Here is a 13,426-nt window from a genome sequence, read left to right as displayed (position 1 = left end):
GAATGTCATGAGTTTCCGCAATATCTCGTCATGGTGCATCAAGAATCCGGTGCCGCCGATCGTGTTGTTCATCGGCCTGATGCTGGCGGGCATCATCGCCTTCATGGGCATGACCGTGACCAACAACCCGGACATTGATTTTCCGGGTGCCGTGATCGTCATCTCGCAGCCCGGCGCGGCTCCGGCCGAGATGGAAAACCAGATCACCCAGAAGATCGAGGCGGCGGCGCGCGGCGTCACGGGTGTCGAGGAGATCGACAGCTCGATCCGTGAAGGCAACAGCCAGACCTTCGTCCAGTTCAAGATCGGGACGCCAACCGATCGCGCAATCAATGACCTGCGCGATGCGGTGTCGCAGGTGCGCGGCGATTTGCCCGAGGGCATTCTCGAACCGCAGGTCCAGCGGATCGACATCGCGGGCGACCCGATCGTCTATGTCGCCGCCGAAACCAGCGACATGACGCTTGAGCAATTGTCGTGGGCGATTGACAATGACGTCGCCCGCCAACTGCGCGGCATTAGCGGTGTCGCGGCGGTCTCACGCGAGGGCGGGGTCGACCGGCAGATCAGGGTGGTGCTCGACCCGGGGGCGCTTCAGGCGCAGGGAATTACCGCGGCCGCGGTTAATACCCAGCTGCGCCAGGTCAACCTCAACGCCACCGGCGGCCGCGCCGAGATCGCCGGTTCCGAGCAATCAGTCCGGGTCATTGGCAATGCCAAGACCGCCTTCGCGCTGTCGCAGACCCAGATCGCAGTCAGTGGCGGAAGGACGGTCCGGCTGTCCGACATCGCGCGGGTCGAAGACAGCTATTCGGAGCAGCGGACGCTCGCCAAGCTCAAGGGCCGGCAGGTGATCAGCTTCAACGTCCAGCGGTCGAAGGGAAGCTCCGATCTCAGCGTCTATGACGACGCCTGGAAGGAAATGCACAAGATCGAGAAAGCGGATCCGCGGATTCATTTCAGCGAAATCTCGAATTCCGTCGACTACACCAGGTCGCAGTATCGATCGTCGATCGAGGCGCTGCTCGAGGGCGCGGCACTCGCGGTGCTGGTCGTGTACCTGTTCCTGCGCGACGGCCGCGCGACGGCGATTTCGGCCCTGGCGATCCCGCTGTCGGCAATTCCGAGCTTCTGGGTGATGAGCCTGCTCGGCATCAACCTCAACAGCCTGTCGCTGCTCGCGATGAGCCTCGTCGCGGGTGTCCTGGTCGATGACGCGATAGTCGAGATCGAGAATATCGTACGGCACATGCGGATGGGCAAGAGCGCCTACGAGGCGTCGATGGACGCGGCCGACGAAATCGGCCTCGCGGTGCTGGCGACAACCATGGCGATCGTTGCGGTGTTCCTGCCGGTGGCGCTGATGCCGGGCATTTCGGGGCAGTTCTTCAAGAGCTTCGGCTACACCGTCGTAATCTCGGTGACATTGAGCCTGTTCGTCGCGCGGATGATAACGCCGTTGATCGCGGCCTATTTCCTCAAGTCGCACGGCCATCAGGCGCATGCGTCGGGCAAGGCGATGGAGCGCTACCTCGGCCTGCTGCGATGGACGCTGGACACGCGCCGGGCCGACCGTTTTCGCGCCGGGCATCCCGGTCCCCGCGGGCGGGCGATGGCGTGGTTCTTAGACCACCGAGTGTGGATGGTCGGCGCCGGCCAGGTCGCGCTGGTGGTGACGCTGGCGTTGCTGTTCACCTTGCCGATGACGTTTCAGCCCAAGACCAATGTCAATTTCTCGAACGTCCAGATCAGGTTGGCGCCGGGCGCGACGCTCGCCGAGACTGAAGACGTGGCAGACCGCACCGCGGCGGTTGTCCAGCGCGATCCCGACGTCGATCGCGTGTTCGAGCGCATTTATGTCGGGTCTGCCTATCTCAACATCGTGCTGAAGCATGATCGCAAGGTGCCGAGTTACGAGATCGAGCGGCGCCTGGCGCCGAAGCTGGCAGCCATCCCCGATGCGCAGGTGACGGTGTTGTCGATGGACGGCGGCGGTCCCGGTGGGGCGTCGCGTGACATTATGCTGTTCCTCGGCAGCGAGGATCCGGCGCTGCTCAAACAGGCGGCGAACAAGATCCAGGAGGAAATGCAGCGTGTTCCGCTGATCCGCGCGCCGCGCGTGGCGGGTGACCTGGTGCGGCCCGAAATCACGATCAAGCCGCACTTCGACCTCGCCGCCGACCTCGGGGTCACGACCAGCGCGCTGTCGCAGACGATCCGTATCGCTACGATCGGGGACATTGCGCAGAACAGCGCCAAATTCTCGCTGTCGGACCGCCAGGTGCCGATCACCGTCTCGTTGTCCCCCAACGACCGGCGCGATCTTACGACGCTGGAGAATTTGCCCGTGCCGACCACCAGCGGCGGCTCCGTTCCGCTGAAGTCGGTCGCCGCGATTGGCTTCGGGGCGGGGCCCGCGAACGTCCAGCGGACCGATCAGGTGCGCCGCATCGCGATCGGCGCCGACCTTGTCGCGGGAGCTGTGTCGGGCGACGCATGGAAGCAGATCGACAAGCTGCCGACGGTCAAGAACCTGCCGCACGGCGTCACCCGGCTCAATCTGGGCTCGCAGAAGTGGCAGGCGGAGCTCGTTTACTACTTCATCATCGCGCTGGCGTCCGGCGTGCTGCTCGTGTTCGCTGTGCTCGTGCTGCTGTACCGCCGTTTCCTGTCGCCGTTCGTCAATATGGGCGCGCTGTTGCTGGCGCCGCTCGGGGCGGGGATCGCGCTTCATATCGCGGGGCAGCCGCTGTCGCTGCCGGTGTTCATCGGCATCCTCATGCTGTTCGGGATCGTCGCGAAGAATTCGATCCTGCTGATCGATTTTGCGGTCGAGATGATCGGGCATGGTATGCCCAAGGACGAGGCAATCGCGGAGGCCGGTCACAAGCGCGCCCAGCCGATCGTGATGACGTCGGTGGCGATGGTCGCGGGGATGGTGCCGGTGTCGCTGTCGCTGAGCGGTGATGGCAGCTGGCGCGCGCCGATGGGTATCACCGTGATGGGCGGGCTGATCTTCTCGACGATGCTGACGCTGCTGCTGGTGCCGGCCTTCTTCTCGATCGCAATCGATATGGAAGCGTGGGTGGCGCGCAAGTTCGGACGGCTGATCGACAATGGTGAGCCGCATACGATGGGGGCGCCGACGGGCGACGGGCCGCGTAGCACGCCGCTTCCGGCGGAGTGACAAGCGGGCGAAGCCTCTCCTAAAAGGGAGCGATGACCCGACGTCCGCTTTCCCGCTTCAACCCCGCGCAGCCCGGCGCGGCGGGGATGAAGGCTGCCGCCACCGGTTTGCTGGTGGTGATGGCGATCGTGTTCATTGTCGCACGCGCGGTCGAGCCGACTTATCCCGCGGCGAGCTGGGTCAAGGCGTTCGCCGAGGCCGGGGTGGTCGGTGGGATGGCCGACTGGTTTGCGGTGACAGCGTTGTTCCGCCACCCGCTTGGCCTGCCGATCCCGCACACCGCGATCATCCCGCGCAACAAGGATCGCATCGGCGCGGCGCTGGCTCACTTCCTCAAGGAGAATTTCCTGATCGCGCCGGTGGTGGCGCGGCGGATGCGCCATATCGACCTGGCCGGCGCGGCGGGGCGGTTCCTGCAGGCGCCGGCGGGGCAGGAGACGCGGATTCGCAAGGGCGCGTCGCGGCTGATTGCCGACCTCGCCGAGAGCCTTGACGACGAGCGGCTGGGCGGGCTGGTCAAGGGAGCGATCTCGGCGCGGCTGAAGGCGATGGAGGTAGCGCCGTTGCTCGGCCATGCGCTGGCGAGTGCGATCAACGAGGATCGCCATGTGCCCATGCTCGAGGGCACGATCCGCTGGATGGCGCGGGCACTCGACGCCAACGAGGAATTGATCCGCGAGATGGTCCACAAGCGGGCCAACTGGGTGCTCAAGCTCGCCGGGATCGACAGCCGCATCGCCGACGCGGTGATCGACGGGCTGAAGAAGCTGACGGTCGAAATGGGGACCGATCCGGCGCACCCGGTCCGGGTCAAGATCGAGGGGGCGCTGGCGCAGCTAGCCAACGATCTGCAGACGCGGCCCGAAACCCGCGAGCGGGTCGAGGCGATGAAGGACGAATTGGTCGCCAACAAGTCGGTCGGGCTGTGGCTCGACACGCTGTGGCAGAAGGGCCGCGCGGCGATCATTGCGGCGGCGCGCAACCCGGATACGGCGATGGCGGGCAAGCTCGGCGAGGTGCTGAAGTCGATGGGCCAGAGCCTCGAGCATGACCCCAAGATGCGCGGTGCGATCAACCAGTTCGCGCGGCGGGCGGTGGCCGGGATGGCGGCGAGTTATGGGAGTTCGATCGTCAAGCTGGTCAGCGAGACGGTGCGCGGGTGGGATGCGCGGACGGTAACCGACCGGCTCGAGAGCGCGGTCGGGCGCGACCTGCAATATATCCGGATCAACGGGACGCTGGTCGGCGGGCTCGTTGGCCTTGTGCTGCACTTTCTCGACCGGCTTTGAAGTGGCTGTCGTTACGGACCTGCACTTGTCACGCCATCTTCGCGCCATTATTTGCTGCAATTGCGAGCAGGGACAGCAGCTTATGACCAAGACAGCAATCCTCGAGCGCCACGAGGCGCAAGCCGGACCGGTGGCGGGACCCGCTGCGTCGCGTCGGGCCGTTGACGACAAGGCGCTGCTGCGCGCCGCCGCCGAGGCTGCGCGGGACCTCGCCAAGGCCAACCCACGGATTTACTGGGCCGACATGCTCGCCTCTGCGCTGGTCGGCTATGCCGCGCTCGCGGGAGCGATGCTGCTTCATCCGACCGGGTTGGCGCTGTTGGCCAGCGCGATCGCGATACTCGCGCTCTATCGCGCCGGGAGCTTCATCCACGAGCTGACACACATTCGCCCCAACGCGCTGCCCGGGTTCCGCTTTGCGTGGAATGCTTTGGTCGGCATTCCGCTGCTGTTGCCAAGCTTTCTCTACGAGGGGGTTCACACGCTCCACCACGCCAAGACGCGTTACGGCACGATCGAGGATCCCGAATATCTCCCGCTCGCGCGGATGAAGCCGTGGACGCTACCGCTGTTCGTCGTCGCGTCGGTGCTGGCGCCGGTCGCGCTGATGTTCCGCTTTGCCGTACTGACGCCGCTGTCATTGCTGTCGAAGCGCCTGCGGACGATCGTGACCGAACGTTATTCGGGACTGCAGATCAACCCCGCCTTCCGCCGCCGCCCGGCCGAGCGCGACCTCGCGCGATACTGGCGCTGGCAGGAGGGGGCAGCGAGCCTGTGGGCGATCACGCTGCTCGCGCTGGTCATCACCGGGGTCGTGCCGCTGCGCGCGTTCGCGATCTTCCTCGCCGTCGCGGCGGGGGTGATGTTGCTCAACCAAGTGCGGACGCTGGTCGCGCACCTGTGGGAGAATGAGGGTGAGGCGATGACCGTCACCGCGCAATATCTCGACAGCGTCAATGTCCCGCCGCCGGGGGCGCTGCCGGCGCTGTGGGCTCCGGTCGGGCTGCGCTATCACGGGTTGCACCACCTGCTGCCGAGCGTGCCCTATCACGCGCTGGGCGAGGCGCACCGCCGGCTGTGCGCCGAGCTAGGCGAGGACAGCGTCTATCACGCGTCTAGCCATAGCGGACTGGTGCCACTGGTCGCGCGGCTCGCGGCCAGTACGTGGCGTGGTCAGAAGCCGCGTTAGGCTCCGCGCCGATTTGGTTTCAACTCGCCTGAGCTACTCTTCGCTGCGGATCAGGACCGTTTCGCCGATCAAGAAGAAGAGCAGCACCGGCGCCCACGCGGCGAGGAATGGCGGGTAAATACCGACATTGCCCATCGACAGGCTGAAATTGTCGACCACGAAGTAAGTGAAGCCGAGTGCCATGCCGACGGTGGCGCGGAGGAGGACCTGGCCCGAGCGGGCGAGGCCGAAGGCGGCGATCGCGGCGAGCAGCGGCATGAGGATGGTCGAGACCGGCGCGGCGAGCTTGTGCCACAGCCCGGAGCGGGCCTCGTCGGTCTGGCGGCCGGCCGCCTCGAGCTCGGCGATCGAGTGGCGCAACTGCCAGAAATCCTGTTCGGTCGGCGCGACCTTGGCGAGGGTGAAGCGCAGCGGGCTGATCCCGCGCAGTCCGATCGCGCGGTCGCTGCGGCTGACCACCCCCATCGCCGAATCATAAGTGGTGAGGTTGCTGAGCGCCCAGCCCTGCTCCCCGCCGCCGGGGAGCTGGTCGGCGCGGGCGACGTCGATGACGCGCTGGAGCACGCCCTTGTCGCGCTCGTAAATCGTCACCCGCTCGAGGTGCAGCCGTGAACCCGCGCCGCCGACATGGCGTGCGCGGACGAGGTCGTCGCCGTCGAGGATCCAGACGTTGCTGAGGAGGCCAGAATCAGGCGGCACGGTGCGGTAATCGGCGTCGCTCCAGGCATTCACCGCGCGCGTCGAGTTGACCACGATGGTCTCGTTGAAGACAAAATTGACGCCTGCCATGGCGATGCTGGCGAGAATCAGCGGCGCCAGGATCTGGTGCGCGGAAATGCCCGCAGCCTTCATCGCGATGACCTCGCTATGCTGGTTGAGCCCGGCGAAGGCAATCAGCGTGCCGAGCAGCGCCGAAAAGGGTAGGAAGCGGGCGACGAGCATCGGCACGCGCAGCACGACATAGTGAAGCAGTTGCGCCTGCCCATTGCCCGGCGCGGCGAGAATCTTGCCACTTTCGCCGAGCAGGTCGAGCGTCATCAGGATCATCACCAGGCTGACCAGCACCGCGAGCGTCCGCGTCACGAACAGCCGCACGGTGTAGCGCGCGATCGGGCCCGACGGCATGAAGTTGAAGTTGATCATGGCGCGGGGGTCGGCGGACGGCGCTTGGCGAAGTGCTTCAGCAGCTTGCCGGCCTTGGCGAAGAAGCGCTCAAGCGCGCCGATCGGCTGGCCGCCCGGGCGGTGGGCGACGACGTGATACATCCACGCGATCAGCGCCAAGAGCGCGAGGAACGGGCCCCACAGCGCGATCAACGGATCAATCCGCCCCTGCGCGCCCATCTGTTCGCCGTACTGGTTGATCTTGTGGTAAGTCACGACCATCACGATCGCGACGAAGATGCCGAGCGACGAGGTGCTTCGTTTGGGCGGCACGGCCAGCGCGATCGCCAGTAGGGGCAGCATCAGCATCATCAGCGCTTCGACCAGCCGGTAGTTGGTATTGGCCTGCGCCCGGTTGCGGTCGTCGGCGGCGAGGCGGTGGCTGTAGCCGCGCCGAAATACCTCGATCAGGGTGAGCTCGTCCTCATTCTTGCCACGGCCGCGGAATTTGTCGATCGCGGGGAGGTTGATCGGTAGGTCATAGCTGTCGAAGGCGAGGCTGCGCGGCGCGGCGAACTTGTCCATCTGCTGGACGAGGCGGCCTTTTTTCAGGCGAAACAGGATCGTGTTGGGGTCGTCGGTGGCAAGGAAGCGGCCCTCCTCGGCAGTCGCGGCGACGGTCGATCCGGGCTTCTCGTCGACCTGGAGGAAGATGCCGCGGAGCTTGGTACCGTCCTTTTCGCTGCCTTCGATGCGCAGGATCATTCGCTTGCCGAGCCGGTTGAATTCGCCGACCTTGATGGCCGCGCCGAGCGCCCCCGACTGGAGGTCGAAGCGGAGCCGTTCGTAACGATAACGCGCCCACGGTTCGATGTAGCCAACGATCCCCAGGTTGAGCAGGGTCAGCGCGATGGCATAAATATAAGGCACACGGAGCAGCCGCCCAAAGCCGATGCCGATGCCGCGCATCGCGTCGAGTTCGGAAGTGGTCGCCAGCTTGCGGAAAGCGAGAAGTATCCCGAGCAGCAGGCCGATCGGGATACCGAGCGCGAAATATTCGGGCAGGAGGTTCGCGAGCATCTGCCACACGACGCTGACGGGTCCGCCCGCGTCGATGACGAAGCTGAACAGTCGCAACATCTTGTCGAGCACGAACAGCATCGACGCGAGGACCAGCGTACCGATCAGCGGGACGGCGATCGAGCGCGCCAGGTATCGGTCGATCATTGCCGGCAAGATATTGTCGTCCCAACACCATGATTTGGCCGCAAACTTGGCCGATAGAGCGTAACGGGGCAGTCTGTCCCCGTTGTGGGTGCTGCCTCCTTATGTTCATAGCGAAGCGGTTCGGAAAATCATGCGGAAATTTGTTGCTTCCTTTTTCGCCCTGGCCACCGTCGTGGCGCCGGGCAGCGCCGCCCCCGCCAGCGTGGTCGGGTCCGATGCGGCCGCCTGCGTGGCCGGCAAGCCGTCGGTCGAGGTTGTCGTCAGCGGCTTCAAGCAGCCAGCGGGCACGATCAAGGTGACGCTCTACGACGGCGATCCCAAGCGCTACCTCGTCAAACGCGGCAAGCTGCACAACGTAATTGTGCCGGTTCATTCGACCGCCCCGATCGAGATCTGCATCGGGGTGCCGGCGCCGGGGCTGTACGCGATCGCGCTGCATCACGACCTCAACGGCAATGACGAAAAGGACCGCGCCGACGGGGGTGGCTATTCGCGCAATCCGAAGCTCAGCATCTTCAACCTGAAGCCGGGCTTCAACAGGACCGGTTTCCGGGTCGGTGACGGACCGACGCGCACCGCGATCACGTTGCAATATGTCCGCGGCCTCTCGATCGGGCCGGTGAGGAGCTGATGGTGCGCGCGCGCATTGCCTTGCTGTCGAACCCCAAGTCGACCGGCAATGTCGCGCAGCTGCCGCGCATCCGCGCTTATTGTGCTGAGCATCCCGATATCTTCCATTACGAGGTCGAGCGCGTCGAGCAGATCGGCGAGGCGCTCAAGACGATTGCCCGGGTCAAGCCGGCGATGCTCGTCATCAACGGCGGCGACGGCACCGTCCAAGCGGCGCTGACCGAGCTCTATAATGGCGGTCATTTCGGCACGACGCCGCCGCCGGTGGCGGTGCTGCCCAACGGCAAGACCAACCTCATTGCGCTTGATCTGGGGGCGCATGGCGACGTGATCGAATCGCTCGAGCATTTGGTGCGGCTCGCGCAGGGTGATCTGTCGCAGCACCTGGTGGCGCGCGAACTGATCGCGCTGCGCTGGGGCGCGGCGGGAGGCAAGCCGGTGATCGGCATGTTCCTCGGCGGCGCGGGGCTGGCGGACACGATGCTTTATTGCCGCCACAAGATCTACCCTCTCGGCCTGCCCAACGGGGTCAGCCACGTGCTCGCCGCGATCGCGTTGATGGTGCGCCACTTGTCGGGGCTCAAGATGAGTTTCCTGCCGCCCGCGCCGAGCCATTTGAGCGTGTCGGTACGGCGCGACGGTGAGCTGACCGGGCGGTTCGCGCTGCTGCTCGTGACGACGCTCGAGAAATTGCTGCTCACCTCGGACTATGGCGGGCCGACGAAGGGGCGGCTGAAATTGCTCGCGGTCGAGCAGCGGCCATTCCTGTTGTTGCGCGCCTTCACCGCCAGCCTGTTCGGCAAGCTTGGACGGACCAAGATGGCGGGGGTCCACCTCGAGGGAGCCGATGAGATCTCGATCGAGGGCGAGGCGTCGGACGTGATCCTCGATGGCGAGACGTTCCGCGCCGAAATCGGTCAGCCGATCCGCCTGACCACCGCCACGCCGCTGTCGTTCGTGCGCCTCGCAGCCTGAGCGCATGATACTCGAAGAGCTGGTCCGCGCCGAACTGGCGGTGCCGGTCGATTTGCGTGTCAGTGCAATGGCAGGAGCAATCGCCGCCGAGTACGGCGACGCGAGCAGGGCGGTGCTGTTTTACGGATCATGCCTGCGCGAGGCGCAGCTCGACGGGCTGATGCTCGATTTCTACCTGATCGTGTCGGACTATAGCGCCGCCTATAAGCAGCGGTGGCTGCGCGCCGCCAACCGCCTGATCCCGCCCAACGTTTTCCCGTTCGAGCATGGCGGGCTGGTGGCCAAGTATGCCGTGCTGAGCGAGGCGGATTTTTACCGGTTGAACGGGCCGGAGACGCGCAACGTGTCGGTGTGGGCGCGGTTCGCGCAGCCGTCACGGCTGGTGTGGGCCAAGGACGACGCGGCGCGGGAGCGGGCGATCGCGGCGGTCGCGCGGGCGGCACCGACCCTGCTCGGTGCGGCGATCCCCAACGCGGGTCCGCTACGCGACGATCTCGACCTGTGGCGGCAGGCATTCGCGCTTACTTACTCCGCCGAGCTTCGCGCCGAGCGCAAGGGGCGCAGCGGGTCGGTGGTCGACGCCGACCCCGAGCGCTATCGGCGGTTCACAGCCCCGGCGCTCGCGGCTGCGATACCCGGGACGAGCGGCTGGACGCGGCGGCGGATCGAGGGGAAGACGCTGTCGTTGGTGCGGCTTGCCAAGGCCAGCGCGACCTTCGCCGGCGGAGTCGATTACATCGTTTGGAAGATCAACCGCCACGCCGGGACCGACATCGCGGTCAAGCCGTGGCAGCGCAAATATCCATTGCTCGCCGCGGTCAGCCTGCTGCCGCGGCTCCTCCGCTCGGGCGCGATTCGCTGACTGTGCGCATCAGGGCCGATGCAACTGCGCTCGCCAGCGCACCGACGGTGAAGGGCTTCCTGAGCAACTCATAACCGGCGAGGTCGTCGGTCTCGCCCTCGCCGACATAGCCGGTGACGAACAGGATCGCGACGTCATCGCGGCGGGCCTTGAGGATGCGGATCAGTTCGGGGCCGGTCATCTCGGGCATGATGACGTCGGAAATGACGAGGTCAAACGTCTGGCTGTCGAACAGCGTGATTGCTTCCTCGCCGCTCGAACAGGCGATCGGTTCGTAATCGAGGTCCTCGAGCGCGCCCATCGTCGCGGCGCGGACGCGGGGGTCGTCCTCGACCAGCAGAATGCGCGCGCCGGGGACGGTCGCCTCGACCTCGCCGCGCTGCTGCATCGACGGGTGGAGGCGGACGGTCGAAGCCGGGGCGTCGGTGCGGGGGAGGAAGATCGAGACGGTGGTGCCCTCGCCGAGCACGCTTTCGATGCCGACTTCGCCGCCTGACTGGTGGGCGAAACCGAAGATCTGGCTGAGGCCGAGCCCGGTGCCCTTGCCCACCGGCTTGGTCGTGAAGAAGGGTTCGAAGGCGCGGTCGAGCGTCTCCTGGGTCATCCCACAGCCAGTGTCGCTGACGGCGAAGCGGATGTAATCGCCGGGCTGGATGTCGCCGACCGCATTGGCGCCGAGCGTGACGTTGGCGGTTTCGATGACCAGCGTCCCGAAGCCGTCCATCGCGTCGCGCGCGTTGACCGCGAGGTTGACGATCGCGTTTTCGAGCTGGTGCGGGTCAACGAAGGTCGGCCAGGCGTCGGCGGCGAGGCGGTTGCGGATGGTGATCCGCTCGCCGAGCGTGCGGTCGAGCAGGTCTGACATGCCGGCGACGAGGGTCGAGCTTTCGACCCGCTCGGGAAGGAGCGGTTCGGAGCGGGCAAACGATAGCAAACGGCGGGTCAGCGCAGCGGCGCGAGTGGCGCCTTCCATCGCGTTATTGAGGTGGACCATCACTTCGCGACGCGGACCGTTGAGGCGGCGGCGGGCGAGGTCGATGCCGCCGACGACGACCGCGAGCATGTTGTTGAAGTCGTGCGCGATGCCGCCGGTGAGCTGTCCGACCGCTTCCATCTTCTGGACCTGACGGAGTTGCGCCTCGGCGGCCTGTCGCTCGATCGCCTCGGCCTTGAGCGATTCATTGGCGACGCTGAGTTCGCGGGTGCGCTCGGCGACCGCCTGCTCGAGCGCGAGCGAGCGCTCATATTCGCTGTCAGCCTCGCTCCGTGCGGCGGCATTCTGGCGTAGCGCCTGGATCGCGACCGAGCCGAGAATAATCCCGCCGACCCCGGCGAGCATTCCGAGCCAGCTCAAGTAATCGGTCAGGCGGTCGGCGCGGGCGGAGAAAAACTGGGTCTGCGCCATGTGCGTTTCAAGCGCCGCCCGTTCGCTGTCGGCGATTTCGGTCAGCTTGGCGGCGAGCGTCGGGCCGACCGGCGACTGGGTCGCGGCATAGTAGAAATTGATCGCGATGGTGCCGTTCTTGCCCGAGACGGAGCGGGCGGCGGTGGCGAACTCGGTTCCGCGCTGGCGGTAAAGATATTCGAGCTGGTCGACACGGCGGCTCTGCTGACGATCGTTGGCGACGAGCTTGTCGAGCTGGATGATCTGCTCGCCGGCGAGGCGCCACTGGCTGTAATAGATGTTCCCGCTCGTCGCCGCTTTTTCGTCGAGTACGAAGGTGCCGAGTGCATTTTGCGACCGTTGCAGCGTGGCATCGACGTTGCGAGTGAGCAGGTTCACGTCATAGGCGTGGCGTTCGCTCTCGAGCGCAGCGTCGCGTGCCTTGTTCGACATCGCGACGAGGACGACCATGCCGAGCAGGATCAGCGTCGCGAGGAACGCGCCGGCGGCGGCCCAGCCACGTCCCCAGTCGAACGTTCGTTCTTCCCCCAATGTCATGCCGTGAACCTACCCTGTTGCAGGCGGGAGTTAAAGAGTCAGCTCGCCGACGCCGCGATGCAGCCCGTCGCACGGCCGGCTGTTTCAAACATGCCGAGGATCTGGTCGACCTGCTCGACGCTATGCTCAGCGCACAGCGAGCAGCGCAGCAGGGTCATGTTGCCCGGGGTCGCGGGCGGGCGGGCGAGGTTGACGTAAAGCCCCTCGTTGAGCAGCGCCTCCCACATCATCGCGCCCTTTTGGAGATCGGGCATGATCACTGCGATGATCGCCGACTGTGGCTCGTCGGTGCCAAGCTGAAAGCCGAGGTTCTTGAGCCCGGCGTGGAGCTTCTTCGAATTTTCGAGCAGGTGCGCGCGCTTGTTGCCGCCGTGCATCAGCTTGCGGATTGACGTTGCGGCGCACGCGACGACGCTCGGCGGGAGCGAGGCGGTGAAAACATAAGGACGGCAGACGAGGCGGAGAATCTCGAACTTGGGATGGTTCGAGACGCAGAAGCCGCCGACTGTGCCGACCGATTTGGAGAAGGTGCCAACGATGAAGTCGACGTCGCCGATAACGCCCTCGGCCTCGGCGACGCCGCGTCCGTTCTCGCCGATGAAGCCCATCGAATGCGCCTCGTCGACCAGCACCATCGCGCCGGCCGCCTTTGCCACAGCGACCATTTCCTTGAGCGGCGCAACATCGCCGAGCATCGAATAGACGCCCTCGAGCACGACCAGCACGCCGGCGCCCTCGGGGATCCGCTTGAGGCGCTTCTCCAACGCCTCGACGTCATTGTGGCGGAAGGTCACGATCTGGGCATTGCCGAGCGCGCAGCCGTCATAGATCGAGGCGTGGCTGTCGATGTCGAGGACGACATAATCATCCTTGCCGGCGACGGTCGAGATGATCCCGAGATTGGCCTGGTAGCCGGTCGAGAAGACCATCGCATGGTCCATCGCGTAGAAGTCTTTCAACGCGTCCTCGCACGCGCGGTGGCCAGCGTAAGTGCCGTTGAGCACCCGGCTGCCGGTCGTGCC

Annotated in this window: 10 protein-coding genes; 6 read left to right on the top strand and 4 right to left on the bottom strand. The window is 65.7% G+C overall.

Annotation, left to right across the window (positions count from 1 at the left end):
• Positions 1 to 7: 7 nt before the first annotated feature.
• From Q0R27_RS13090 to Q0R27_RS13080, 3 genes are all read left to right on the top strand, one after another.
• On the top strand, positions 8 to 3,187 hold the full coding sequence (locus tag Q0R27_RS13090; protein ID WP_293945675.1) for an efflux RND transporter permease subunit: 3,180 nt from the start codon (positions 8 to 10) through the stop codon (positions 3,185 to 3,187).
• Positions 3,188 to 3,219: 32 nt separating this feature from the next.
• The gene (locus Q0R27_RS13085) at positions 3,220 to 4,476 is read left to right on the top strand and encodes a DUF445 domain-containing protein (RefSeq protein WP_293945673.1); all 1,257 of its coding nucleotides are present in this window, start codon (positions 3,220 to 3,222) and stop codon (positions 4,474 to 4,476) included.
• Between the two features lie 82 nt (positions 4,477 to 4,558).
• On the top strand, positions 4,559 to 5,665 hold the full coding sequence (locus tag Q0R27_RS13080) for a fatty acid desaturase (protein WP_293945671.1): 1,107 nt from the start codon (positions 4,559 to 4,561) through the stop codon (positions 5,663 to 5,665).
• A gap of 33 nt (positions 5,666 to 5,698) precedes the next feature.
• Here Q0R27_RS13080 and lptG read toward each other — a convergent pair whose 3' ends face one another.
• Both lptG and lptF read right to left on the bottom strand, forming a co-directional pair.
• The gene (gene lptG / locus Q0R27_RS13075; RefSeq protein WP_293945669.1) at positions 5,699 to 6,808 is read right to left on the bottom strand and encodes an LPS export ABC transporter permease LptG; all 1,110 of its coding nucleotides are present in this window, start codon (positions 6,806 to 6,808) and stop codon (positions 5,699 to 5,701) included.
• Entirely contained in the window at positions 6,805 to 7,995 is a 1,191-nt protein-coding gene (lptF, locus tag Q0R27_RS13070) for an LPS export ABC transporter permease LptF (protein ID WP_293945667.1), read from the bottom strand. The genes lptG and lptF overlap by 4 nt, the downstream gene beginning before the upstream one ends.
• A 130-nt stretch (positions 7,996 to 8,125) precedes the next feature.
• Here lptF and Q0R27_RS13065 point away from each other — a divergent pair, with 130 nt between their 5' ends.
• The 3 genes from Q0R27_RS13065 to Q0R27_RS13055 are packed head-to-tail and all read left to right on the top strand — an operon-like array spanning position 8,126 to position 10,462.
• Positions 8,126 to 8,626: a DUF2141 domain-containing protein gene (locus Q0R27_RS13065; RefSeq protein ID WP_293945666.1), complete on the top strand. Its 501-nt coding sequence runs from the start codon at positions 8,126 to 8,128 to the stop codon at positions 8,624 to 8,626.
• A 2-nt stretch (positions 8,627 to 8,628) separates the two neighbouring features.
• Positions 8,629 to 9,600: an acylglycerol kinase family protein gene (locus tag Q0R27_RS13060; RefSeq protein ID WP_293945665.1), complete on the top strand. Its 972-nt coding sequence runs from the start codon at positions 8,629 to 8,631 to the stop codon at positions 9,598 to 9,600.
• Between the two features lie 4 nt (positions 9,601 to 9,604).
• Complete coding sequence (locus Q0R27_RS13055; protein ID WP_293945664.1) at positions 9,605 to 10,462, top strand: hypothetical protein; 858 nt, start codon at positions 9,605 to 9,607, stop codon at positions 10,460 to 10,462.
• Here the strand turns inward: Q0R27_RS13055 and Q0R27_RS13050 are convergent.
• Both Q0R27_RS13050 and Q0R27_RS13045 read right to left on the bottom strand, forming a co-directional pair.
• Positions 10,419 to 12,404: an ATP-binding protein gene (locus tag Q0R27_RS13050; RefSeq protein ID WP_293945663.1), complete on the bottom strand. Its 1,986-nt coding sequence runs from the start codon at positions 12,402 to 12,404 to the stop codon at positions 10,419 to 10,421. The two genes, Q0R27_RS13055 and Q0R27_RS13050, sit on opposite strands and share 44 nt — an antisense overlap.
• Before the next feature lie 38 nt (positions 12,405 to 12,442).
• The coding region (locus Q0R27_RS13045; RefSeq protein WP_293945661.1) for an aminotransferase class I/II-fold pyridoxal phosphate-dependent enzyme at positions 12,443 to 13,426 on the bottom strand (984 nt) is incomplete at its 5' end.

The organism is Sphingomonas sp. (assembly GCF_025362505.1).
GTDB lineage: Bacteria > Pseudomonadota > Alphaproteobacteria > Sphingomonadales > Sphingomonadaceae > Sphingomicrobium.
This window is presented reverse-complemented; position numbering and strand designations above follow the sequence as displayed.

Excerpts from the sequence above, each read along its gene's own strand:
- Q0R27_RS13055 (WP_293945664.1), top strand. The coding sequence starts at position 9,605 with ATGATACTCGAAGAGCTGGTCCGCGCCGAACTGGCGGTGCCGGTCGAT.
- Q0R27_RS13050 (WP_293945663.1), bottom strand. The coding sequence starts at position 12,404 with ATGACATTGGGGGAAGAACGAACGTTCGACTGGGGACGTGGCTGGGCC.
- lptG (WP_293945669.1), bottom strand. The coding sequence starts at position 6,808 with ATGATCAACTTCAACTTCATGCCGTCGGGCCCGATCGCGCGCTACACC.
- Q0R27_RS13090 (WP_293945675.1), top strand. The coding sequence starts at position 8 with ATGAGTTTCCGCAATATCTCGTCATGGTGCATCAAGAATCCGGTGCCG.
- lptF (WP_293945667.1), bottom strand. The coding sequence starts at position 7,995 with ATGATCGACCGATACCTGGCGCGCTCGATCGCCGTCCCGCTGATCGGT.
- Q0R27_RS13080 (WP_293945671.1), top strand. The coding sequence starts at position 4,559 with ATGACCAAGACAGCAATCCTCGAGCGCCACGAGGCGCAAGCCGGACCG.
- Q0R27_RS13085 (WP_293945673.1), top strand. The coding sequence starts at position 3,220 with ATGACCCGACGTCCGCTTTCCCGCTTCAACCCCGCGCAGCCCGGCGCG.
- Q0R27_RS13065 (WP_293945666.1), top strand. The coding sequence starts at position 8,126 with ATGCGGAAATTTGTTGCTTCCTTTTTCGCCCTGGCCACCGTCGTGGCG.